We start from the raw sequence: 26,286 nt of genomic DNA on the forward strand, positions 1-26,286 counted from the left end.
TTTTGGTTGGTTCTTGTCACAGGACCAGCTCACGACAACTAGTGTGTGCAGAGCCACATCAAAGATTTGCTTGACAAAGGGGTCATTGCGCCCTGCTTCAATCGGTGGTCGAGCGCTTATGCAATTTTATTAAGTATTTCCGCTCTTGGACGATACTAAGACATGTTTAAAGTTGTCTTTTGTCTTGAGAGGAGGCTTGATGCGGTTATGCGGTCCATGCGCGGTTGTGTCCTTTGATCTGAAGGCGATGACACAAACCGCTTGTTATGTGCGCAGTGCTCTTTAGCAGGCATCGTTTGTATCGATGGATCGATACGTTTTTGTTGTTTGTCTGTAACGGTTCCTAAATATTCCGATGTTTGCTGTTTTCACTCATGTGCTGATGGTATTGGGACGCTTTCTGTGTATTGCGGCGCTAGGATGTTCCACTCACATGGATGTTGTTGGTCTCGAACACAGGTATCTGCGGGGTGTCTAGAGGTTGGCGTGTTAGAGGACTGGGGTGTAACAAAGAAGCACCACGCTATTGGATACTGTAGACGCTGTCTCACACTATTGAGATGGTAATGTCTTAATTAATTATTAAATAGTGTCGGAAGGAAATTTGTTCCTTAACTAAGTGAGATTTCGTTGCACGTCAAGTGAGTACCGAGTCGGAGCAGCATTAGAAGATGTCGAATGTCTGTTCGTTGGTTTCTTCCTCATGCAACTTGAAATCACGATCTTGTAAGTGGTTGATATCTTCGTTCTTGACCCATTCGGTTGCACCATTAAGCGTGGTTTGAGTCATCCCTTGAGGGGGATCGTTGCGTGCCACTGGTTTGTCCTTCAATGCTGTGCGCATATATTCGATCCAGATGGGCAGTGCCGCTTTACCGCCATATTCCCGGTAACCGAGTGATTGGAAGTCATCACGTCCTACCCATACAGTAGTCACATAAGGACCCCCGAAGCCTGAGAACCACGCATCGCGGTGTTCGTTGGTTGAGCCAGTTTTGCCGCCGATGTCCTCACGATTCAGCGAACGTGCTGCGGTTGCAGTACCGCGCAGCACCACGTCACGCATCATTGATACCAATTGGAACGCAATGCGCTCGTCAATCGCGCGCGGCGCCATCGGTGTGATTGGACCCGGTGAAGGTATGGCCTGGGGAGGTTCGCTCTTGCTCGTTACCAACTTGGATGGTGGTGTTTGGGTGGGTGCACCAAAGTTGAATCCGTCCACCACGTGGCTGGTTGATTGAGTGACGTTGGTGGCGGCCAGCGTACAGCTGCGGCAGGCTACCGTAGGATTTTTCTTGAAGATGACGTTGCCATCGCGATCACGGATTTCGTCGATAAGCCAGGTATCCACGCGGAAACCGCCGTTTGCGAAGACTGCATAACCGCGTGCTATCGACAATGGAGTGAGCGAAGCTGTGCCCAGAGACATCGATAAATTCGGAGGGAGCTCGTTTTCCTCGAAGCCGAACCGGGTAATGTATTTGCTTGCAAAATCAACGCCGATTGCGTCCAGTAGACGCACTGATACCAAGTTACGTGATTGAGCGAGCGCTTCGCGGATGCGCATCGGACCTAGGAATTTGCCGTCATCGTTCTGTGGTGACCAGGTATGACCACGGCGGTCGCGAAATATGACAGGCGCATCCGGTACGATCGAGGCTGGATTGAAACCTTTTTCGAACGCTGCTGAATATACAAATGGCTTGAAGCTGGAGCCAGGTTGGCGACGTGCTTGGGTGACACGATTGAATTTGTTAGCAGTGAAACTAAAGCCGCCAACGAGTGCGCGCAGTGCGCCATTGTCGGTATCTAGCGAGACTAATGCGGCTTGAGCGCTTGGTAGCTGCTCTAACATCCATTCGCCATGTTTCTCCCCAGATCGGATCCGCACCACGTCGCCACGTTTGAGTAGTTTGTTCAGCGGGGTACCAGTCCAACGTGCGGTTGCCGGGGGCAGGGTCAGTTCGCTGCGATCGCTGCGTACCACTATGACGCTACCCTCGGAAGTGATGCGTGCCACGATCGCTGGGAACATCCCACCTTGGGTAGGAATACCGGACAGGTATGCAGCTAATGCCGCTGTGTCTGTGTCCGCATCCACCTCGATATGCTGCTCGGCACCTCGCCAACCGTGGCGATGGTCATATAACGCTAAACCATTGCGTATTGAAATTTCGGCGGCCGTTTGCAGTGTGCCATCAATCGTGGTGGTCACGTGATAGCCTTTGTTGAGTACGTCACCACCGTATTTGGCAATCATTTCCTGACGTACCATCTCGGCCACGTAGGGGGCGTACACCTGTATGGGTGGTTCGTGAGGTTTGGCGTGCATCGGTATTGCTTTGGCGACGTTGGCTTGGTCTTGGGAGATGAAGTTGAGATCGGCCATGCGCTGCAGTACGTAGAAATCGCGGCGTTCACGAGCGCGAGCCGGGTTAGTAATCGGGTTGCCGCTGGATGGAAACTTTGGGATTCCAGCTAAAGAGGCCATCTCATCAAGGTTAAGTTCGTTGAGTTTCTTGCCGTAGTAATACTCGGCTGCAGCAGCAACACCGTAGGCGCGGTTCCCGAAAAAACTCTTGTTTAGATACAGTTCGAAAATTTCGTCTTTGTTTAGCTGCGACTCGATTTTACGTGCCAATAGAATTTCAGCCAGCTTGCGTTTATAGCTGTATTCCGAGTTGAGAAAGAATTGGCGGGCAACCTGTTGAGTGATAGTCGAGCCACCTGGGACGCGTTTTTCGTTGGTTGTGGCCAGCAGCCAAAGTGCGCGCGCAATGCCTTTATAATCAACGCCGTTATGCTCGTAAAAACGAGCGTCTTCGGTGGCAAGGAATGCTCGTTTCAGTTGCTCGGGTACTTCCTTCATTTGGATAGGATAGCGGCGGGTTTCCCCGTACACCGCCATCAACCGGCCGTCGTGGGAGTAGACGTACATTGGTTCTTGTAGTTCAACCTGTTTAAGGTTTCGAACGTCGGGCAGTTTCGATGAAATGGCGTAATACATACCGCCCGCGACCAGAATGCCGAGTAGTGTGAGAATGATAAGTATGGTGAGGAACCACCCAAGCCAACCGCGGAGACGATACATGTTTAAATCGAGATTAGATTGCGGATTGCGAATTTCTCAATCGTAGAGTATAGATGACGCTTGGCTTTAGCATGGCCTTGGAACATCAATAGGTAAAAAACAAATGCAATGCACCACGTTGTTTGCTATGTGATGCATTGCCAGTTATTGTGTGCCGCGGTTTTATAGTTGAATTCAAAATATCTGGGCGCGGAGACAGATATATCCATATCTTAAAGTGCCCGTTGGCAGGGGAGTTTCCGTGCGGCTTATTTCCAAAAAACAGTCGATGCTGGTTGGTGTTGACATTAGTTCAACTTCAGTCAAGCTCTTGCAGCTTTCCCGTAGCGGTACCCGTTTCAAGGTGGAACACTATGCTGTGGAGCCTCTACCGCCGAATGCGGTCAGCGAGAAGGACATCGCTGAAGTCGAGCTGGTCGGTGAGGCAATTCGTCGTGCTGTGAGCCGTTCTGGTACCAAGACCAAGTTTGCCGCTGCTGCGGTCGCTGGTTCGGCGGTAATCACCAAGCTGATACCAATGCCTGCTGGTCTGGACGAGCACGATTTGGAGGCTCAGATAGAATTGGAGGCTACTAATTACATCCCGTACCCTATTAATGAGGTTAGCCTCGATTTTGAGGTGCTTGGTCCGGTTCCGAACAATACAGAGATGGTCCAGGTCTTGCTGGCTGCTTCTCGTTCGGAGAATGTCGAATTGCGTCAATCTGCATTGGAATTGGGTGGGCTCACTGCCAAGATCATTGACGTGGAGGCTTTCGCGGTCGAGAACGCCTTCTCACTTATCGCCGAAGAATTGCCGGTTGGAAGTAAAGCGTTGGTTGCACTGATCGACATCGGTGCAACGATGACTACGCTTAATGTGCTGCATAGCGGTCGCAGCTTGTACAGTCGTGAGCAGATATTCGGTGGTAAGCAGCTTACTGACGAAGTGGCGCATCGCTACGGGATGACCTACGAGGAAGCTGGTCAAGCCAAGCGTCAGGGAGGTTTGCCACAGAGCTATGAGGTTGAGGTACTGGAACCCTTTAAGGAAGCTGTGGTCCAGCAGATCAGTCGCTTATTGCAGTTTTTCTATGCTGGCAGTGAGTACAACCGAGTCGATTGCATCGTGTTGGCGGGAGGTTGTGCTGTGATTGCTGGATTGCCAGCTATGGTTGAAGAACGGTTGGGCGTAGCCACCGTGGTGGCTAATCCACTCGCGCAGATGACTTTGGGGGCAAAAGTACAAGCACACACACTGGCTCAAGATGCGCCTGCCCTAATGATTGCTACTGGTCTGGCTCTGAGGAGTTTTGACTGATGGCCAGAATTAACCTACTGCCCTGGCGTGTTGAGCGCCGTAAGCAGCGTGAGCGTGAATTCTATGCGATGCTTGGTTTTTCCACCTTGGCAGGTGTAGTCCTTTCAGCTCTGGTTTGGTTCTATTATGACGCGCAGATTACCGGTCAGAACGACCGTAACGCATTCTTAGTTTCCGAGATAGAGAAGGTCAAGGCGCAGAATCGGGAAATCGACCAACTCGACAAGAAGAAGGAACATTTGCTTGCCCGTAAGAAGGTTATCGAAGAGCTACAGTCTAATCGCTCCCAGATGGTACATTTGTTCGATTCACTGGCACGTACCATCCCGGATGGTGTGGTTCTGACCAGTATTAAGCAGGAAGGCAATATCCTAACTTTGCAAGGCCGCTCTCAGTCCAACGTGAGAGTCAGTACTTACATGCGCAATATCGAGGGTTCGGGATGGATGACTAATCCCGATTTATCGATCATTGAAGCCAAGGAACAGGATAAAAGTACGCTCGTTGATAGCAGGGCGCTGCCGTACGTGTTCACTATCAAAGCAAAACTGTCCAAGCCGAAGTCAGATGAGGCCAACCATGGCCCCTTATCTCCCATTCCAAGCAAAGCCGTTGTGGCCCCTCTGCCTGATTCTGCGGTTACACCTGACCTCAAACCGTTGTCAGAGGCCAATTGATGAGTAAGAAGTCCTTTAAACTGAGCGACCTCGATTTTAATAATATCAGTGCATGGCCGCAGCAGGTCAAGCTCATGTTCTGCATCTTGGTCGGTTTTTTCATTGTCATCATGGCTTGGTTCCTCATCATTAGCGGCGAGCGTGAAGAACTTGGTAACCTTGAAGGCAAAGAACGTGAGTTGCGTGTGGAATTCCAAAAGCAGCAAGAACGTGCAGTGAACCTGCAGCCATTAAAGCAGCAATTGGCGCAGATGGAAGAGGTGCTGAAACAAATGTTGCGGCAGTTGCCTAGTAAGACCGAAATGCCTGATCTGATCGTTGACATCTCGCAGACTGCATTATCCAGTGGCTTGGTTAATGAGTTGTTTCAACCAGGTCAAGAAGCCATTCAGGAATTTTACGCCGAGAAGCCGATTGCTTTACGGATGGTTGGAAGTTATCACCAGTTTGCTGCTTTTGTCAGTGGCGTGGCTTCTTTACCGCGCGTGGTGATTTTGACTATGCATGATATGAGTCTCAAACCAAAAAGCACTAAGAACAACGTGCCTACACGAGGTTTGCTCGAATTGTCTGGCACAGTGAAAACTTACCGCTACCTGGATGACCAGGAAATAGTTAATAAGGAGAATCGTGCTGCCGATGCTGCGAAAAAGAAGGACGGAGTATGAGTACACAAGCCTTCAAAAGGATAGTCGGTTTGATTGTTCTCTTGGTGTTAGTCGGTTGCATGCGTAGTGTAACCAGCACGTTTGGCGATGCGCCAGATTTGAAAAATTGGGTAAGCGAGATGCGTGCGCGTCCTGCTCCACCTCTGGAACAACTACCAGTGATGCAGCAGTTTGAAACCTTTGAGTACTCTGCACAGGGAATGCGTGATCCGTTTAGCGATGCTTGGGTTAATCCAGAGGGGGTCAATGGATTGCGCCCAGATCCGAATCGACGCAAGGAGCCCCTGGAAGCATTCCCACTTGATACCTTGAAGATGGTGGGCACGATCGGTAGGGGTGCTGGCTTGGTTGCGGTTATTACTGCTCCAGACAAAGTGACTTATCGGGTGCATCGGGGTATGTATATCGGACAGAACGATGGGCGGATTACCAAGGTGTATGAAGACCGCGTCGAACTTGTGGAACTTGTTTCGGATGGTGCGGGAGGATGGTTGGAGCGACCAGCCGCACTTTCGTTCGACGATTAATGACTGATTTAGGGGATAATACGATGACTTTATTTGAAGCCCTAAGCTTGCGTTTTGTTCGACGCACAGCGTCGATCCGGGCATGTGCAATTGGGGTAGGTATAACATTGGTTTGGTGTTGGACCGCAGCAGCGGCACCCACTGAACAGCATGTGATGATGCCAGCAACTAAAGTTGCCAACCCGTCACTAAGCGTTTCCAAGATCGATTTTAAACGTGGTGACGATGGTGCTGGCCGTTTGATTTTGCAGTTTGATGGACAGGGGGCCAGCCCCGACTTACGTACGCAGGGTAGCACTGTGCTGGTTGACCTAGGGACGGCGGTGTTGCCAGCTGCCCTTCAACAGCAGATCAACGTCGTCGACTTTGCCACCCCAGTGCAGCGTATCGACGCTAAGCCTATGGGTAAGGGAGCACAACTGGTGTTGAGCACTAAGGGCTCATTTGAGTCGCTGGCTTACCAGACAGGGAATGAATACGTGGTTGAGATTGTGCCACGCAAAGGTGAGGCTGCTATGGGAGGGGCGATTACTCCTGAATCGGTCAGTAAGTCCGCAGCGAAGATTTCCGCACAAGGTTACAGTGGTCGTCCGGTAACGTTTAACTTCCAAGACGTGCCGGTACGAACGGTTTTACAGCTGATCGCTGATGAGTCCAATCTCAACATCGTTGCTGCCGACACTGTACAAGGCAATGTCACTCTACGTTTGATTAACGTGCCATGGGATCAGGCGCTTGACATCGTGTTGCGTGCTAAGGGATTGGATAAGCGCCGTGATGACAAAGTGATTTGGGTTGCGCCACAACAGGAGCTGGCTAAATATGAGCAGGAAAAGGAAGATGCGCGGATTGCGATCGAAAATCGTGAGGGTTTAATCACCGATTATGTGCAAATTAATTACCATTCGGCTACAACGATCTTTAAGGCGCTGACCGAAGCCAAAGGTATGGGGAGCAACTCTAATAATAATAACAATGATGATGCCTTCCTATCACCACGCGGCCGCCTTGTTGCTGATGAGCGCACCAATACATTGATGATCAGCGATATTCCGAAGAAAGTCGCACAAATGCGCACTCTAATCCAACACATTGATCGTCCTGTCGACCAGGTGTTGATTGAGGGCCGCATTGTGATCGCCACGGATAGCTTCGCGCGTGACTTGGGGGCTAAGTTTGGTGTTGGTGGTGCTAGCCGTTTCAGCGATAACACTGCGACGATTGGTAGCACTGTCACCGCTGGCGGTTCGACGTCAGCCACGCGTGGGCTCAACGTTGACTTGGGCGGTGCGACCTTCAGCACTGCTGCAACCCTGCCTAGCTTAGCCTACACTTTGCTTGGGCCCAAATTTAATCTGGATCTTGAGCTTTCAGCATTGCAGCAAGAATCGCGTGGTGAGGTGATCTCCAACCCTCGCATCGTCACTGCAAACCAGCGTGAAGGGTATATTAAACAGGGTAAGGAGATCGGGTATGTCACGATCACTGGAGGGACTGCTGGTGGTCAAGCCACCCCAAATGTCCAGTTTAAAGAAGCGGTTCTGGAGTTGCGCGTGACTCCAACTATTACCAATGATAACCGTGTATTTCTCAACATGACGGTCAAGAAGGACGAGATCGATCAGATGATTACGATCGCCAACTTCGGTACTGTGCCGACTCTGAACAAGCGTGAGATTAACACCGCGGTATTGGTTGATGATGGTCAAACCGTGGTAATCGGTGGCGTGTATGAGTTTGCTGACCGTAATAGCGTGAGTAAGGTTCCGTTCTTAGGAGATGTACCTTTCCTTGGGAATCTGTTTAAGAAACGTGGTAAAGATAAACAAAAGGCCGAGCTGTTGATCTTCGTAACTCCGAAGGTGTTACGTGTGGCTACTGCTGCGCGCTGAATTGCATAACTGCCACTTGCTTTCTGTCGTCTCTGACGGCAATTCGGTTTCAGTCCATGTCAGCAATCATGATCTAATTAATGTGATTTGAGTGCTGCCACGTTCTGGATGTGACTCTCCGTTAATTGTGTTTAATGGGATAAAGAGCAGAGATGTAGTTCTTCTTAATTGCGATTACTGTGTTTAGTAAACGGGCTAAAGAAGGGCTACTGCTTATGTTGTGGTTAACTTTCATTATAAGTCTGTTTACATATTGCATTGTGCTTATAAGATTCTGGGGCGTAGGTCGTTTTGCAGTTCTCGCATAAGCTGAAAATTAAGTGGATGACTGAAGGCAAAACTGATAATGGACAGCTACAAATTATAATGTCCTATTTGAAGCCATGAATTAAAGGTGCCAAGCAGCCGTATGCAGAATAATTTTCTGAAAATACTTCTTGGGATTTATGTGATCATGTGTTCTGAAATTCAGAGAGTTGGAGAATTGCGACTTGTGGTTAAGAGTGCTTGGATTGACTGCTTAGTTGGGTAGCGGCCATCTACGCGTTGGAGCATGTGATGAGAGCATCCAAATTTTCCGCTGTTTGCGGTATCTAGAGTTTTGAGTTGGTAGATGGGTGTAAGTGTGAGCTTTAAATCATGCCAGCTCAGTTACTTAGAGTGTGAGGGTAATAGAGTTTGATTAAGCACTGTTAGAAAGCATCGTTTTTAATTAAATATTTGAAACAAAAACCACGGATAGGCCGTTTGGTCTTAAAAGATATCCTGTCAATCGATATGCTATTCCATAGATTGCTGTTTGTGTAAAGCGGTGACCATTTTCGCTGATGACTGCAGTTTGTTATATTTTTTGTCTGGTTGCATGCTAGCTGTTTTCATTGCATTGATTTCAAGATCGCTTGGTTGCGTTGTCGTATTTGCTTATTTGCGAAAAATTTTTTATGTGCGATGTCATGAAATATAATCTTAAGACAGAAACGGCACTTAATTGTGACATTCTCAAATCAAAAGACAATGTATGCGACCTATTGATATAACTACTAGGTTAGCTGTGTGGGTGTGAGGTTATCATTGGCATTCACATTGTTTCTAATTTGAATCTTAGTTGAATGCGATTTCTCAATGCCAAGTTTCCAGTCATTCTCGACATTTATAGTATGTGCCTATACAGGCATTCGCTTGCATGAATTCGATCTTGCCCATATATATCAACCAAGCTGCGTTAATCCAAGGCCGTAAATTTCTGCTTTTTCATCTTTGGTTGCCGTTAGCTGTGGTGATGTTGCTGTCCGGTTTGTTGATGGGCTTGGGAGGCGATCAGTGGCTAACTGACTTATTGTACCGACTTGAAGGTAGACAGTGGCTGCTTAAGCAACATTGGATCACAGAGTATCTGATTCATCGTGTTGGTAAGTGGCTTACTATCGCTGCTGCGTTGTGCTTACTGGGAGGTGCGTTGGTAGGGAGCTGGAAGCGATCGGTAATGTGTGATTACGTGCGTCCATCCTTGTATGTCGTAATGACGCTGGGACTGTCTACTAGCCTTGTTTCACTAGCAAAGCGTTTCACTGGTATGGATTGTCCTTGGGATCTGGTGCGTTATGGTGGTGAATTACCGTTTATTGGTTTGTTTGAGAGCCGCCATGGCCTAGAAGCGTCAGGCTGTTTCCCCGCTGCCCATGCCAGCGCAGGTTACGCCTGGGTGTGCCTATATTTTGCAGCGTGGGTGTTGTGTCCGGCTTGGCGCTGGCTAGGTCTAATGATTGGTTTAACGGCTGGCCTCACGTTTGGTATTTCACAGCAGTTGCGTGGTGCACATTTTCTTTCGCATGATCTGTGGTCACTGACCATCTGTTGGTTGGTTGCATTGGGTTTCTTCTACCTTTTCTTTGTTTTTCCCGCAGCACGTGCCTTATCTGTTCAACAAGGAACGATACCGTGAGTTTTTCAACATCCGTTCTTGTACTGTGGCGCCGGATGAGTGCGTTGGACTGGTGTGCACGCCCGGAAGTCTCCACTGAGAGTGTAGTCCTCGGCAGTAGTCTGTTCTTTGCATTGGTGTGTAATACGATGTTCTGGCGAAGTGCGATGAGTACCGCGCCAGGAAGCATCGGCTTTGCACTCTCGCTTTTAACTTTGTTGGTGGCGATACATGCGTTGCTGCTGGGCTTGGTGGTGTGGCGTTGGAGCGCAAAACCATTGTTGACTCTGTTATTCGTGACTACTGCGTTAGCCACGTATTACATGAATAGTTACAGCGTCTACCTGGACGCGGACATGCTGCGCAATGTGTTCAATACCGACCATAAAGAGTCTCGAGAGCTAATCACCTCAGCGCTGGTTTTACCGCTGTTGTTCTATGCTGCGTTACCGATTGCGGTGCTGTGGCGGCTGCGGTTGCGCCAGCGGCGTTGGCCTCGTGCTCTTGGTATACGCACCTTGTTTTTGTTGACGGTAACAGTGGTTGGTGTCGGTGGTGCGATGCTGTCATTCCAAAAGTTGTCAGCGTTAATGCGCAATCATCGTGAGGTGCGTCACTTAGCTACGCCGGTCAACTACATCATGGCGCTGCGCAAGATGTTGAGCAACGATTCGCCTCTGAAACGCGCTCCCAAGTTGCCGATTGGCGAAGATGCGATGTCTATCCCACGCCTACCAGGTAGCCGTCCCCGCTTGTTGGTAATCGTGCTTGGTGAAACTGCCCGAGCACAGAACTGGGGGTTGAATGGCTACGTCCGTCAGACTACTCCGCAATTGACCCAGAACGACGTCATCAATTTCCCGGATATGCACTCGTGTGGCACCAGTACTGAAGTGTCAGTGCCGTGCATGTTCTCACCGTATGGCCGTCACAATTACGACGAACGCAAGATTCGCAGTCATCAGTCGCTACTGCATGTACTTGAGCGTGTCGGAATCAGGACGTTGTGGCGTGACAACCAGTCTGGCTGCAAGGGTGTATGTGATGGACTGGAGCTGCACCAGCTGGACGACGCTAAGGATCCCACGCTGTGCAGTGGTGGCCGTTGTATGGACGAAATCCTACTACAAGATTTCGCCTCGCAGGTACGTACCAAGCCGGGTGATCGAGTGGTGGTACTTCATCAGCTTGGTAGCCACGGTCCCAGTTATTTCCAGCGTTATCCAGCTGCGTTCCGTCGCTTCGGTCCAACGTGCGAGACACCCAACCTGGGGAGTTGCAGCCGTGAACAGATCGTTGCCGCTTACGACAATAGCCTGCTTTATACCGATCACTTTCTGGCCCGGACTATTGTGATGCTGCGTGACATGTCCGACTACGACACAGCGATGATCTATTTTTCCGATCACGGTGAGTCACTTGGTGAGAAAGGGCTTTATCTGCATGGTGTGCCATACGCAATTGCGCCCGCTGAGCAGACCCGAGTACCGATGGTGATGTGGTTCTCACAGCAGTTCGCTCAGTCGCGTCAGATGGACTTGAAGTGCTTGCGTCAACGTGCCACTCAGTATGCGGATCATGACAATCTGTTCTCATCCGTGCTGGGGCTGATGCAGGTCAGGACAGCCCTATACGAGCGTTCATATGATCTGTTTGCCACATGCGAGAAGTGACCTGAGCTGCACGGTTGCCTGAGTTTTCCAGACTGAATCCGAAGTAGTAATAACAAGGTGTAATGGGTACAAGAAGATTTGCTGCGTTGTTGGTGAAACGCTGGTTGGGTTGGATATGCTTATTTCGATTCCCCCGAAGAAGCTTGGGTTTAACGACAGCAAATCAAAGTTTTCTTGGGATATGCCCTTGGATTACCTTCTTTGTTAGGCGACGTGGTTGTTTAGTATCTTCGTAAGCACGATGATTGTTGGCTATCTCCGGAGCTTGTATCCCAATTGGTTCTGCTTCGTGATGGACTTCGTGGACCTGCTGAAGCTGCCCTACTGGGATACGGTGTTTATCTCACCTCGATCCATTACGTGACATATATTGCATTTTATGGGCCTGTACGATGTTGGCTGTACATGGTAGTTATGTGCATGGACCGTCCCCGCTACCCTAATGCACTCTCTTGTCTGAGTTGAATCGGTCATGGAACGCATAGAAGCATCTTTTATGCATTTCAAAAGAAGCATTCTGAATAACTGTAATTTAACGATCAGGTGATCAGATACACCCCTGTGTTGCGCTTGTATACGTTGAAAACAGAACCTATTCTGCGGAGCTTTTCCAACAAAGAAGAAAGATCCGCAATCCGCAATAGCACCAACAATCATGTCATCAGTCGTCATCTGTCACGATTGAACATCAGAACCGATCTCATAGCTCAAAAAGTTGCGTTGACATGGTCTCTGCAACTTCTCTCAGGTTAATAATGTTTTTTTAATATGCATCAGTGCTGTATCCGATGTGCCTAATGTTTCGCATGCACATCAGCGATCAAGGCATTGACGCCCCGCAAATTGCCCCGCTGGTTCCAACGCAATGTATCCAGATTGGTCAGCCGCAAATGTGGCAGGCGTTCAAACAGTGCGCTCAGTGCACATTCCAGCTCAATCAGCGCGAGCCGATACCCAAGACAATAATGAATGCCGGCGCCGAATGCCTGTGAGCGTCCTTGTTTGCGACTGATGTCCAGATGCTCCGGATCAGTAAATTGCGCCGGATCACGGTTGGCAGCACCAAGCATCAAGAGCACCATCGTACCTCGCGGTAGCACCTCGCCCTCAATGTCCACATCCTCCAACGCCATGCGGATCGTGAACTGTGCCGGCCCATCGTAACGTAAGCATTCCAGCACTGCTTGCGGCATCAGCGACAGATCACTCTTGAGCAGTGCAAGCTGCTTGGGATGACGATGCAATGCGATCAGCGCATTGCCAATCATGTTGGAGGTCGTCTCGTAACCAGCGATTAACAACAGAATCACATTGGACACAATTTCATCATGCGTCAGTTTCTGGCTATCTTCCTCGGCACGCAGCAACATGGAAATCAGGTCAGTCCCAGGCTGCACCTGACGCGCCTCGATTAATTTCGTGAAGTACTGCGCCAATTCTTCGTAGGCAGCGCCCGCCTGCACCAGTTCATCGGCCGACATCGGCACAGGATCCACCACCTTGGCAAGCTTACTGACCGCTACACCCAGAGCGATGGCGTCACCGATATCCACATCCATCATCCTGCAAATGATCCGCATAGGAAGGGGAAAGGAAAATTCAGTCACAAGATCGACTGATTGTTTCTGCTCGAACTGATCGATCAAGCGGTGCGCCGTATCGGTCGCAAGGGCACGCATCGATTCACTCTCCCGTCCACTGAACGCTTGCATCACCAAGCCACGCAGATGCGTATGCATGGGCGGATTGAGCATCAGGAACATCCGATTGAATCCCTGGAACAGGGGCATATCGGGGGCATTATCTCCGTACCGCAGGCGGGTACTCTCCATGTAGTTTTTACCCATCTTCCGGTTATGCAGCAAAGCATCAACGATGTTGTAGTGTCCCGTGATCAGTGCATTCGGTCCGATGGGCACGAAGGGCCCCTGCGTGCGCAGGGTTTCATACAAGGGATAGGGATTCTCGAAGAACGCAGGAGTGGACAGATCAGTTAGTTTCACGAGGTCATTGGGGGGAAGGGAGAATCTACATTATGGCGTTGCAAGTAAGGTATGCGTGTTGCGTCATTCATGATTTGAACTTCCGGAATCATTGAATACGATTTATTTGATCAGCATCTCATTTAAGTCGCCAAATACCCGTGTTGCTCATTGAGCCCAGTGAAACTCAACCAAACACATCAGCACTCACGTGCATGATGCTGCGTTAGTGATGGCTCCCTCCGAAGGCGATGAAACCTCACTCACACGCTTTTATCCCCACAACAAAATACCGGATAGCAGGAACCATCTTTCCAGCACACCCATCTGGCTTGCGGTGCATGGAGAATCACAACCATTTACTCGTTGGTATCACCGGCCCTTATCACTCATATGCACTCCCCCGATCTATGTCAAAGCACTCAAGATCCGACCGAATATCACCCACCAGCATTCTTCTTGAGCAGGGCCTATCACGTTGGACGGCTGCACCGATGATGGCAGCCGTTCTAACCGAATCGCTGTTCATAGGGACAGCATTACGTTGCTCGCGTCATGCTTGCCCATGTTCATTCACACACAAAACATCCACTGTGCCTGGTGATCTCGCTTTTCCAAACGTCCTTCAATTGGAAGCACGCTCATGTAATGTCTGATATCACCTTTTTCAGAACATAGCTCATCATCCTGTTTCCTTTTCCTTTCAATACTGTACAGCTCAAAGCACGTGGCCACATGCTTCATCAACCCGATATCGGATTACATACGCACACGCTCTGAAGTCGATCAGCCATTCCAAAGTATTGCCCAGGCAAGTACTTCATGGACCATTCCATCCGAGGACACGCGTCAAACGCCTGCATCGCACGGTTTCTTAAAGCAGCTACACGAGCATCGCGCGAATCACGATAATGTCGACAGTGTTAAGAACGCAGCAACCGCTCTGTTGTACTCAAGAGCAACCAGAATCCCTATCCCATTGGAATGGGTGTATAGCCAAGCAGCGCAGGAGCACCACCAGAATCGGATCCGGCATCACACAAGATGGAAGGCGGTAAAATCGCCCAACGTATCCACTTCAACTTGGATATCAGTGATTCAAGCAATGCATGACACACATTAGGCGGCCGCGTAGCGCACCGAGCTACCAATCCAGCGCTCAATCACCTGATCGGCCAGCTGTGGCGATTCGGCCAGCAACATGTTCGCTAACACGCACACGCGTGGCAGCAAATCAACATCGCGGGCCAGGTCAGCAACGCGAAACGTGGCAAGACCCGTTTGGCGCGTCCCCAACAACTCACCTGGGCCACGCAGTTCCAGATCCCTTTCGGCAATCACAAAGCCGTCGTTCGTCTGGCGCATGATTTCAAGACGTTGACGCGCTAGCATCGACAAGGGTACCTGATACAACAACACGCAACTCGACACCGCAGCACCACGTCCGACCCGACCACGTAATTGATGGAGCTGCGCTAAACCTAGGCGCTCCGCGTTCTCGATAATCATCAGCGAAGCATTGGGGACATCGACGCCCACCTCGATCACCGTGGTGGCCACCAATAAATCGATCTCATTGCATTTGAACGCACGCATTGTCCGCTGTTTTTCATCAGCCTTCATGCGCCCATGCACGAGTCCGACACGGACACCTGGCAATTGTTCTGACAGCGCCTCATAGGTAGCCTGTGCGGCCTGTACCTCGCTCCGATTCCCAAGGTCGTTGCCACGGCCGGTGACATGCCCTGCCTCGGTCTGGCTCTCGTCGATCAGCGTACACACCCAATAGACCTGGCGCCCCTGAGCACAGGCCAGACGGATACGCTCCACCAGTTCCGGGCGACGCTCGGCATTAAGCACATTCGTTTGCACCGGGGTACGGCCAGGTGGCACTTCGTCGATCACCGAAACATCCAAATCAGCATACGCCGCCATCGCCAAGGTGCGTGGAATCGGAGTGGCGGTCATCACCAACTGATGCGGCACCATGCCAGCAGCAGCACCTTTGTCACGCAGTGTCAAACGCTGATGTACGCCAAAACGGTGCTGTTCATCGACAATGGTCAGTGCCAAGTCATGGAACACCACGCACTCCTGCATCAGGGCGTGAGTACCCACCACCACCTGCGCATCACCGGAAGCCACTTCAGTCAGCGCCTGGATACGAGCCTTGCCGGTCACCTTGCCAGCCAACCAACGCACCCGTACGCCTAATGGCTCCAACCAGTCACACAGGTTGGTAAAGTGCTGTTCGGCTAGTAACGCCGTCGGGGCCGCCAAGACCACCTGCTTGCCCTGCTCCACCGCCAGCAACGCGGCCAATGCTGCAACCACCGTCTTGCCACTGCCGACATCGCCCTGCACAAGACGCAGCATCGGGACCGGCTTCGCCAGATCAGCAGCGATCTCTGCGAACACACGTTGCTGCGCGCCAGTCAGGCTGAACGGCAGTGTGTGCAACAGACCTGCCACCAAACTAGATCGGTTAGGCAATACCGGGGCAGCATGACGTTGCAACGTGATGCGCTGGCGACGCAGGCTAAGCTGGTGAGCAAGCAATTCTTCCAACGACAACCGCTGCTGCGCCGGGTGAGTACCCACCAGTAATCGTGCGATATCGGCATCCAACGGCGGCCGATGCATGATCAGTAGGGCGGTACGCAACGATGGCAATCCAAGGTCACGCAACCAAACGTCTGGTAATAGTTCCAAGGCCGCATCGGCAGGCAAATGTTCCAATGCCTCGCGAATCAGCTGACGGACGATGCCAGGCCCCACCCCCTCGATCACCGGATACACCGGATCCAAGCAGTCATTGAGCGGGACATCTTCACCAGGGGCAAGGATGCGGTAACTGGGATGCACGATGTCCCAACCATGCTGGCCAAGTTTGGGCACACCGTAAGCACGCACCCGCGTGCCGACAGCCAGCCGCGCGACCTGTGCGGCGCGGAAATGGAAGAAACGCATCGCCAGCGTGCTATGCGAGCTATCGGACAACAGCACACGTAATAGTGGCCGGTAACGAAAGCCGCGTTCCGCCGCTTCCACCCACCCCTCGATCTGCGCCGCAACCCCATCCTGAAGCTGTGCAATCGGGGTTAGCCGAGTACGGTCCTCATAACGTAATGGGAGCAGTAACCACAAATCCTGCAGCGTGAGGATGCCACGTGCGGCGAATTTCCGAGCCAGCACCGGCCCAACCCGCGGCAGCGTCGCCAATGGCATGTCGCCAGCCGCGCTCAAACCGGGGACATACGAACGTGCACGCGGCATAGCAGGATCAGTCGAGCACCATCACTGCATCAACCTCGAAATCGGCCCCCTTTGGCAAGCCGGACACTTCAATGGTTGAACGCGCCGGGAAGGGTGCCTGAAAGTATTCCTGCATCACGGCATTGACTACAGCAAACTGTTCCAAGTCGGTCAGGTACAACCCTAAGCGGACAATGTTGGCGAGAGAACCGTTGGCAGCCTCGGCCACCGCCTTGAGATTATCGAATGCACGACGCACTTGCGCCGCGAGGTCACCGGCAACGATCGTGCCGGTGGCTGGATCCAATGGAATCTGGCCTGAAAAATACACTGTGTTGCCAACACACACGGCCTGAGAATACGGGCCGATCGCAGCCGGCGCTTTTTCGGTATGAATGATCTGCAAGGACATTTGAACGTGGATAGATGGAAAATGAAAACGCATTGTATCGGTGCCCCCTCAAGGGCCACCAACCCCACCATCCGTAGGCGGGCACAGGAATGTGCGCAAGACGGAAATAACGTTTTTCAAATATGGCATCGAACGCTCCGTATGAGCAGTGCATGCTTGAAAGCGCAACACAGCGATATCGATACTCCAGGTGCAGAGGCAAACCACACGAAAAACACCACATGGTCCACAGGCATCATCTACTAACACTCCAGTCAAGATACTGGTATCAGAGATGGAAGCTACTGGCGATGTACGCTCTGTACCGCTGGCAAGCGGCGTAACCGGCGCATCACCTCGGCCAAGTGACGGCGGTCACGTACCTGGATACTGAAGCGCAGCAGCGTTGCATTAAAGTCACGCTCCAGGTAGTCGACGCGTTCGATATTGGAATGGCTCTGTGCGATCGCCGCCGCTAATTGCGCAAGTACGCCAGTGCGATTCTCGGCTTCGACCAGCAACGAGGCATCGTAGTCGCCAGAAACGTTCACATCCCAATCGATCGGCACCCAACGCTCAGGTGATTTACGTAACTCAGCCAGGTTCGGGCAATCCAGGCGATGTACGACGATCCCCTTGCCGGTCGTGTGGTAGCCCATCACCTCATCACCAGGAATCGGCTGGCAACAGTTAGCAAAACTGATGACGCCGCGTTCGCTACCATTGATCAGGATCTTCTCGCGCAAGTACTCAGCAGGCATGCCACCACGCAACTCCGTGTAAGCCAACAGCGCTTGCGCGGTCTGATTGGGCATCCAGTTACCCAGCGCGATGTCGGCTAACAACGCCTCCAAACGCTGGAAGTGATGCTCAGCCAGGAACGCATCGAGCCGGCCCTTGGGCAGCCGCTCCAACGAGCTATCCATGGCCTCCAACGCACGATCAAGCATGCGGTGACCAAGCTGCACCGCATCCTCGTGTTGAAGTTGTTTGAGTTGATGGCGGATTGCAGTACGCGCTTTGCTGCTCACCACAAATTCCAACCATTGTGGCTTGGGTGTGGCCGAACGTGCGGTGATGATCTCCACGGTCTGGCCACTGGAAAGTTTGGTACGCAGCGGCATCAGTTTTTTATCCACACGCGAGGTCACCGCATGATTGCCAATATCGGTATGCACCGCGTAGGCGAAATCCAGAACAGTGGAATTCCTCGGCAAAGCAAAGATCTTGCCATTGGGGGTGAACAAGTAAACCTCGTCGGGAAACAGATCAACCTTGAGGTTGTCCAGGAATTCCATTGAGGAAGCCGCGGTACGCTGCGATTCGATCAGTTCAGCAATCCAGGCGTGAACACGGCTCTGCGCGCTATTCGGCGAATCACTGCCGCACTTGTAGGTCCAGTGCGCGGCAATACCGCGCTCGGCGATCATATCCATCTCTTCGGTACGAATCTGCACTTCGATCGGTGAACCGTATGGGCCAAATAGAACGGTATGTAGCGACTGATAGCCATTTGCTTTGGGAATCGCGATGAAATCCCGGAAGCGTCCATCCAATGGTTTCAAAGTGCCATGCACGATACCCAATGCGTGGTAACAATCAGCAACGCTCTTGACGACCAACCGAAACCCAAACATATCCATCACTTGGTCGAAAGACTTGTTATCGTCGCGCATCTTGTTGTAGATGCCCCACGGAGTCTTAATCCGACTGTCCACACGGTGTTCTATCCCCTCCTGCATCAAGCGCTGAGACAACTGCAATTCAATGCGTTCCATCGCCTCACGGCGCACCACTGGCTGGTTGAGAATGTGCTTCTCGATGATCGCATGCCGCCACGGATGCAATGCACGAAACCCAAGGTCCTGGAGCTCGGCTTTCATCAGCGCCATGCCAAGACGCTGGGCAATCGGCGCGTAAATCTCCAGCGTTTCACGTGCAATACGGCTACGCGCCTCAATACTCTGCGCGCCAAGCGTGCGCATGTTGTGCAAGCGATCGGCTAACTTGATCATGATCACACGCAAGTCACGCGACATCGCTAACAGCATTTTACGGAAGCTCTCAGCGGCCGCTTCCTGGCGATCCCGAAACTTCAGCTTGTCCAATTTAGTGACGCCGTCCACCAAATCCGCCACGGTCTCGCCGAACTCGGCAGCGAGTACTTCACGGGTCACTGAAGTATCCTCAATGGTGTCGTGCAGAATCGCCGCAATCAATGCCTCTGCATCCATGCCTAACTCCGCCAAGACACAAGCCACAGCAACAGGATGGGTGATATACGGCTCACCAGACTTACGCGTTTGCCCGGCATGGGCAGCCACACCAATGACCCAAGCACGGCGTAGCCCCATCAATTGCTCATGGGTTAAGTGAGCAGCCATGCACTCCAGGTGCAAAAAGTAATCAGGTAACCTCCCGTCAGTCAACGAGGGGGGGACGAGAACTGCCTGGGAAAAGGGAACCGAGGTCATATTCGAAAGACTATGCCACCCCATGAGCAACAGCAAATACCATCAACGCAACAATCCGTAGCAGTAAGCCCTATCGGAGTTCACCATGATGGAGATGCGCGCAGTTCTTCACAGTTCATGGCTTCCGGCACCAGAAGGGATCATCCGTTTGACTGAAAGACGGCATCAATTAAGAAGATAAAAGAAGCACATTTCAAGCGTTACTTTCGTTGCAATTTTCAATGACGATCTATTGCCTGGATCGGTCGGAACAGTGCCCGATAAGACACAGTACCTTGTACGTGTCGCACTTGCAGTCACGTCGTCTCTTGCGCATCGGGTCAAAGGATATCAGAACTTTTTTATCTCTTTGTTGCAGCGGTTCGATCATCTATGTACGGATCACTAAGACGCACTCATCACCCTCAAGCGGCGACACCCTACAGTCAAACGGATGCGCCTTCCGTGGCGTAAACCTATCCGAGCATTGATGAAGCATCTGCATACCAAGCACAATGCATCGATCTACCAAGAACTAAGGATGCAAGCATCGCTGATACCTTACAATCAGTGATGACACGTCGCGGACATGTCCGCACGTAATGTTTCTTCGGTTTGAACGGCAGGTGCAACGCGCGCTGCGGGCAGATGTAATACACCGGCATGTATTCTTCCAGCTACACGTCTGCACGTCGGAGCAGATTCCCCTGAATACTCGTCACGTAACCGATCTAGAAGATGCAGATGACCCAGCATCGAAGCCCTTTTCATGGACTCATCACCACATGGACACCGATACAACTGGACACTGGCAACGATGATATTGAGACCATCCGTGCGATGCTGATGGCTATTGCAGTGGACAAAAAGCAAGGTGCAATCTCGGTATCCCTCCTTAGCAGCAACCCGTGTTGCTATTGCCGAACAAGATCCTCAATCGCCTGGACATGATGACGCTATGAATGCTTGCTCGATGAGGTGATGTATCCGTTGCAATTGACTAGAAGTGATTATGGCAGGCAGCCCGGAAACCATCGACCATGCGAATCAGAATATGATTCTGGATCAAAAAGACGTCACGCAAGGGCTGACCACACCATCGGATCATCAATACTCCATCGACATGGTGCATAACACGCAACAGCCATCGTATGGATCCGTAAAGAACATGCATGACGCCAGAAAAGATACCAAGTGAATGAAATACCTGGATCCTATAAAAATCGGTCTTTTTATATGAAAGCCATTTAATATAGGCACATTGCATTTTCATGCATGCTCCAGATGCACAGGCAAGCAAAGCCAACACGAGATCGCTACTGAAACGCTTGTCGTTACAGGTCACGGTTAACAGAAAAGCTTGATACGGTTTCAAGAAGCACTGCACTTTTTGTGTATACAGTCACCTCTCGACTGTCACAACGTTTCAACTTGCTTGTTCGAACGCAACCCAATGACACCCTGTGCACTGTTGGAATGTCGCTGCTCCGCTGTATACAAGACGTCTGGCGGCAATGAAGGGTTTGTCAGGCAGGTCGTCAACACAATCCTGTGTATGTGTGATGCCCTGAGCTACATCTGCAGTGTAGATCAACCACATTTTTTTCATGAAGCATCCACGATCAGAGGCACCTTGGTATTTCAGCCACACGAGAAACACCCCACTGCTTGTCATCGGTTGTTTTTGCGGCGACGGCAACCTATTGGTATGCATCCATGATTGCTGACTCAGTCAGGAAGTGTCGAACTTGCCTCGTGCCTGCGATCCCAAGGCGAACGGCACAATAAGCTCAGTATTAGCGGTCTTAGCACTGAAGGAAGCTTTGATCAAGCAATACTTGATGAAATAGTGGTTTTCAGGAAAGGCGCCTACCAGAACTCGATCATGACCCAGTATCCCAACACCTGATCTCAAATGCGAAAATAGGGGATTTATCATCGCATCCTATGCAACAAGGCAGAGTGGTGAAGTCGAACACTCCAGACATGAGAAGGAAGATGGCGCTCATTAGCCTGCACTACAAGCATAGGGCCACACTTCGCGCATGATCGGTGACACGACTCAAGTCTACAACCAACAAGCGTTGTAAGACGCCGCCTCGCAACGGAGCCCAAGGCGCTACCATATTATTTATGCAAGTGCTTATGGCGTGTTCGCATACTCAGGCGATGGATGGCATGGTTTTGGTGCGACACATATTGTGAGTTCAGATCATCACTCCTAAACATCAAAATCCTACGGACATGCCGTGGCACACAGACAACACATTCCATCCTTTCAATTCAATGGATTGCAAAAATGGCATCTCAGACTCCAATGAAAATGAATAAACCTTGCTGCTGGCATGAGATGGACGTTCTACTTCGCAACCACCATGTGTCGCCCTGCTCCTGATGGCCACTCGATTGCCCGACACACTGATCACTACCCTGTCCACCCTCCTGGACTCGGAAGGTTGGCGCCTTGACACCATCAGCCGCCGCCAGTACAGCGAAGATGACTCGCAGTGCTTTGCATGTGCCGATGCAGTGGCACTACCACGTGACCTCAACGAGGTGGCGGCGATAGTGCGTGCCTGCCGCAAGCATCGCGTGCCACTAATCGCACGAGGCACCGGAACTGGCACCGTAGGTGGCGCGGTGCCGCTCAATGGGGGCATCGTCCTGTCGCTGGCACGCATGAACCGTATCGTCGCGCTGCTCCCAGATGATCGCTGCGCCGTAGTACAGCCTGGCGTGATTAACAACGACTTACAACAAGCGCTGGCACCACATGGGCTCTTCTGGCCACCGGATCCGTCCAGTACAGCGATGTGCAGTATCGGCGGCAATCTCGCCACGAATGCCGGTGGCCCGCGTACGGTGAAATACGGTGCCACACGCGACAACGTGCTTGGGCTAGTCGCAGTGACTGGTGGCGGCGATGTGATCCGCTGCGGCGGCGCTTATACCAAGAACGCCACCGGTTACGGCCTGACCCATTTGTTGATCGGTAGTGAAGGCACACTGGCCATCATCGTCGAAGCCACGCTGAAGCTGGCACCACAATCACAAGCCATGGCTGGTCTGCGTGCATTCTATCGAGATACGGCGGCGGCGGCGGCGGCGGTGTCGCGGCTCATGTCACAGCCGGCAATACCAGCAACGCTTGAGTTCATGGACCGCAACGCGATCGAGTTGCTGTACCGCAATGGTAGCGGGGTGCCTATCGCCGGCGCGATGCTGCTGATCGAAGCCGACGGCACCCACGACACGCTTCCCTATGTAATGCAAGCACTGGCGCAGGCCGCCTCGGGTGAGGGATTAATCGACCTAGACGTGGCCACGGATGGAGCCGCACGCGACCAGCTGTGGGCGGCACGCAAGTCACTATCGCCAATGCTACGCACGATTAAACCTGGCAAACTTAACGAAGACGTTGTTGTTCCCGTCTCACGCATTCCTGATTTGGTTGCCGGCGTAGAAATATTGGCTGCTGAGACTGGGCTGCCAATCGTCACCTTCGGCCACGCCGGCAACGGCAATTTGCACGTGAACATCATGTACGACGATCAGGATGCGGAGGACATCGCACGCGCACAAGCAGCGCTGCCAAGGCTATTCAAGTTAGTCCTGGCCCTGGGAGGCACCCTGTCAGGCGAGCATGGGATCGGTGTAGCTAAGCGTGACTTCATGACACAAGCATTCGACACACCAACGCTAGAAACAATGCGTGCGATCAAAGCCGCGTTCGATCCAGAAGGTATCCTCAATCCAGGTAAAGTTCTACCAACAGCCTAAGCGGCATACCACTGACTGACGTGACTGTCCCGCGACGTTTAAATACATGGAGACAAATGTGGTCACACTTGAGTGTGGCGAATTATGGCCGAATCAAACCCTGGACCTTTTACAAAGAGGGCAATCATGTTCCGACTGCACCTTACCAGCCAAGTTGAAATCGATATCACAGCCGTTCGATCAACCGATTGACCGCACTCTCAAAGCGCTTGGATATCCGATGCACTCAGAAAATATTGGACAGCAACGCTTCGATCTCTTCCACATCATGGAAATAACCTGACAGCAAAACTCGTTAGGGTTACCTATCGTGTTTACATTTTCATGCATGTTCCAAACGGACAGGCAAGTGATGCGAATACCACATCATTGCTAGCATGCTTGTCGTCATACGTTGAAATTCAACACACATGCTCGATACGGTCGAGTACACGCCTGAACACATTGCACGTGCGATACACCACGAGACACGGTTCGAGTACCACCAATAGACATCCTCAGCAATGTTGAATCAAATGACTCTTACTAAGATCTCGGTGCGATCCTCCCTTATCGGCAATGACAACGTTGGGATGCAGGTGATGGACGTGATCCTACGCACACCAGATGTTCTGGGCTGGTGCTGCGGTAAGGATCAACCATAATGGTTTTCCCGAAGCGTCCATTACCAGATAAAGCACTGAAACTGTTGATGGCTTTTTCTGAGGTCCGGCTGAACGCTGATCCGCACACAAGATGTTCGGAACGATCAGGAGATGTTCGCTGCCCATCCCTCCTACTCTCACCAACAAGACACGTGGCTAGACACTGTTTCACCTCCATCGGGAAACACACATGGACACGATGTACCAAGGATTAAATTCCCTTGGTAAATGGCGTTACGGAGGTATGCACGCCCTATCCATCCGGCTGGTTTGGAGTCACTCAGGCGGTTGACTTCCATTGCACCTTGGTCTCTTTTCAGACCAAGAAATATCCGTTCAATCTGCTTCCTTACTTCACTTGGCCACTCAGCAACATACCGATCATTCCGAAATGTTCGCACAACAAGCAGCATGTCAACGCCTGCAAATGTCAACATAACTTAAGCAATGCAAGCACCATCGCAATACAACGCGGCGTCGACAAACAAATGGTTACCTGATGCATTCACGCCAATACGACCACGGCGTCCTATCCACCACGGTTCAATCTGCTTCCATATATCTTCACGAAGAGCATCACGACGACACATGCAGAAGCATGTCGGCCAAAAAGCCAGCATCACCTCGGATACCTTGAATTTTATGGCACACCCTAAAACAAGAAATCTGATATCGCATGTATCAGGCTCTACCAATCAAATAACATAGAACGGATCAACCGGATTTCAGATCAGCTAACTTGGATACACACCGTTGTGTTTTCCAAGAACATGGGTACCGCATCGAATCCGACCGGGCAGGCAGAGAAATCAATAGCAAACGGGTACTGGATCAGCAACGATAACGATCGTCTTTTGTCCTCCAGGACAATTGAAGCAATCGGAAACACTCCGTGGTCTTCGAGAAATTTTCTGAATTAATCATGACATCCGAAAAATATTTTTTCGGGCTGTCGCCACTTTGCACAATCAAGCTATCCTGATGATGTTGTCTATGGATAGTAGATATCCGTGAGCAAGCCTATGAGAAGCTGTTGCTTTGTATCGGATCTGTATACTCAAGGATTATCGGTTCTTCTTAGCTACCTAGTGACTGATATGAGGATGTCAGTAATAAGATGCGGACCAGTATCGTCGCAGTAGTGCAAAGCCGTGGTTACGCATGAGAAATTACGGTTCGCAACTCAAGCACATTGGTAAAAGCTCTATCGTCTGCACGTAGCAGTCAGTCGCTGTGGTAATAACCAATGTGCCGTTTGTCATCTGATCGAGTATCCGGGTCACACCAACATCTTGGTTGGCAAACGTATCGAGGACGTTGAGGAACATATCTTGTGCGGCCCAGCGTACCAGGACGATGGTGTCATCTGCATCGCTTACCATCCACAGCCACTCGAAGCACTTTTACAGTGGCTAACGATTCCCCAAGCAAACTTGCTGAACAACACCGTTTCAGATCATGGACATCTGTACTTAAGTTGTTCATTCTTGCTTGGGCGTTGCTGCGGGCTTAGGTCCTCGCAACCAAATGTGTTGCAATTGCTGCGAGAGGTATCCAGGCCAGCATGTTCCGGCTCACTCAGCCAACGCAGCAACCTACATGGCGGCCTACACTTCAATTGATCCCTAACACCTTCAGTTAGAAATCAGTTTAATAGGCCATACAGTTGCATTAACCTCGATTAACCAGCAGGATGCGCGCATAACGACGTTGCTTGGCACTGCCAGCGCTAAACTCTGGCAGCGACAGCATGCAACTTTTAAAATACCCTTGCCAGAACTATCAGGATCAGATTGGAACTGCGGGTCTCTAATAGTGCCCAGGAGATGACCGATTGCCAAATCAACTACCAGCGCCTTCAGGACACTGCCGATAGGAGACTACCGACCAGATGGAGTGTATCTGCCATGTACACCTAAACTCTCAGTTTAAGATTTAAGGTATTCCGTCCCCATATCGTAAAAAACACTGGTGTAATCTAGAACAAACAATTGATTCACCGGCAGGGCCATAGTAGAAGTGGATCTTC

14 protein-coding genes are annotated in these 26,286 nt (G+C 51.2%); 9 read left to right on the plus strand and 5 right to left on the minus strand.

Annotated elements, in window-relative coordinates:
* Positions 1–664: 664 nt before the first annotated feature.
* Complete coding sequence (locus tag PLS229_RS09650) at positions 665–3,094, minus strand: penicillin-binding protein 1A (RefSeq protein WP_038270527.1); 2,430 nt, start codon at positions 3,092–3,094, stop codon at positions 665–667.
* Positions 3,095–3,362: 268 nt separating this feature from the next.
* Here PLS229_RS09650 and pilM point away from each other — a divergent pair, with 268 nt between their 5' ends.
* From pilM to PLS229_RS09685, 7 genes are all read left to right on the plus strand, one after another.
* Positions 3,363–4,394, plus strand: coding sequence for a type IV pilus biogenesis protein PilM (gene pilM, locus PLS229_RS09655; protein ID WP_201745732.1), 1,032 nt, complete (start codon positions 3,363–3,365; stop codon positions 4,392–4,394).
* Positions 4,394–5,071 (plus strand): PilN domain-containing protein, encoded by a 678-nt coding sequence (locus tag PLS229_RS09660; RefSeq protein WP_038270525.1) that lies wholly within the window; start codon positions 4,394–4,396, stop codon positions 5,069–5,071. The genes pilM and PLS229_RS09660 overlap by 1 nt, the downstream gene beginning before the upstream one ends.
* Positions 5,071–5,739, plus strand: coding sequence for a type IV pilus inner membrane component PilO (locus PLS229_RS09665; RefSeq protein WP_038270524.1), 669 nt, complete (start codon positions 5,071–5,073; stop codon positions 5,737–5,739). Before PLS229_RS09660 ends, PLS229_RS09665 begins: the two co-directional genes overlap by 1 nt.
* The gene (locus PLS229_RS09670; RefSeq protein WP_038270523.1) at positions 5,736–6,266 is read left to right on the plus strand and encodes a pilus assembly protein PilP; all 531 of its coding nucleotides are present in this window, start codon (positions 5,736–5,738) and stop codon (positions 6,264–6,266) included. The genes PLS229_RS09665 and PLS229_RS09670 overlap by 4 nt, the downstream gene beginning before the upstream one ends.
* Before the next feature lie 23 nt (positions 6,267–6,289).
* On the plus strand, positions 6,290–8,158 hold the full coding sequence (locus PLS229_RS09675) for a type IV pilus secretin PilQ (protein WP_171898060.1): 1,869 nt from the start codon (positions 6,290–6,292) through the stop codon (positions 8,156–8,158).
* Positions 8,159–9,341: 1,183 nt separating this feature from the next.
* The gene (locus PLS229_RS09680; RefSeq protein ID WP_038270521.1) at positions 9,342–10,100 is read left to right on the plus strand and encodes a phosphatase PAP2 family protein; all 759 of its coding nucleotides are present in this window, start codon (positions 9,342–9,344) and stop codon (positions 10,098–10,100) included.
* A gap of 35 nt (positions 10,101–10,135) precedes the next feature.
* Complete coding sequence (locus tag PLS229_RS09685) at positions 10,136–11,752, plus strand: phosphoethanolamine transferase (protein WP_051482258.1); 1,617 nt, start codon at positions 10,136–10,138, stop codon at positions 11,750–11,752.
* 794 nt (positions 11,753–12,546) lie between these two features.
* Here the strand turns inward: PLS229_RS09685 and PLS229_RS09690 are convergent.
* From PLS229_RS09690 to PLS229_RS09705, 4 genes are all read right to left on the minus strand, one after another.
* A complete protein-coding gene (locus PLS229_RS09690) occupies positions 12,547–13,755 on the minus strand; it encodes a cytochrome P450 (RefSeq protein ID WP_038270519.1) in 1,209 nt (402 codons plus the stop codon).
* A 1,098-nt stretch (positions 13,756–14,853) separates the two neighbouring features.
* Positions 14,854–17,010, minus strand: a complete 2,157-nt coding sequence (gene recG / locus PLS229_RS09695; protein WP_038270518.1) for an ATP-dependent DNA helicase RecG — start codon at positions 17,008–17,010, stop codon at positions 14,854–14,856.
* A 7-nt stretch (positions 17,011–17,017) separates the two neighbouring features.
* Entirely contained in the window at positions 17,018–17,401 is a 384-nt protein-coding gene (locus PLS229_RS09700; protein WP_038270517.1) for a RidA family protein, read from the minus strand.
* Positions 17,402–17,682: 281 nt separating this feature from the next.
* Entirely contained in the window at positions 17,683–19,854 is a 2,172-nt protein-coding gene (locus PLS229_RS09705) for a RelA/SpoT family protein (protein ID WP_038270516.1), read from the minus strand.
* A 991-nt stretch (positions 19,855–20,845) separates the two neighbouring features.
* Here PLS229_RS09705 and PLS229_RS09710 point away from each other — a divergent pair.
* Together PLS229_RS09710 and PLS229_RS09715 are read left to right on the plus strand one after the other, a co-directional pair.
* Positions 20,846–21,031 carry a hypothetical protein gene (locus PLS229_RS09710; RefSeq protein ID WP_038270515.1) on the plus strand — a complete coding sequence of 62 codons (186 nt, stop codon included), beginning with the start codon at positions 20,846–20,848 and terminating at the stop codon, positions 21,029–21,031.
* A 1,196-nt stretch (positions 21,032–22,227) separates the two neighbouring features.
* Positions 22,228–23,613, plus strand: a complete 1,386-nt coding sequence (locus PLS229_RS09715) for an FAD-binding oxidoreductase (RefSeq protein WP_038270513.1) — start codon at positions 22,228–22,230, stop codon at positions 23,611–23,613.
* Positions 23,614–26,286 lie beyond the last annotated feature (2,673 nt).

This window comes from Xylella taiwanensis, assembly GCF_013177435.1.
GTDB lineage: Bacteria > Pseudomonadota > Gammaproteobacteria > Xanthomonadales > Xanthomonadaceae > Xylella > Xylella taiwanensis.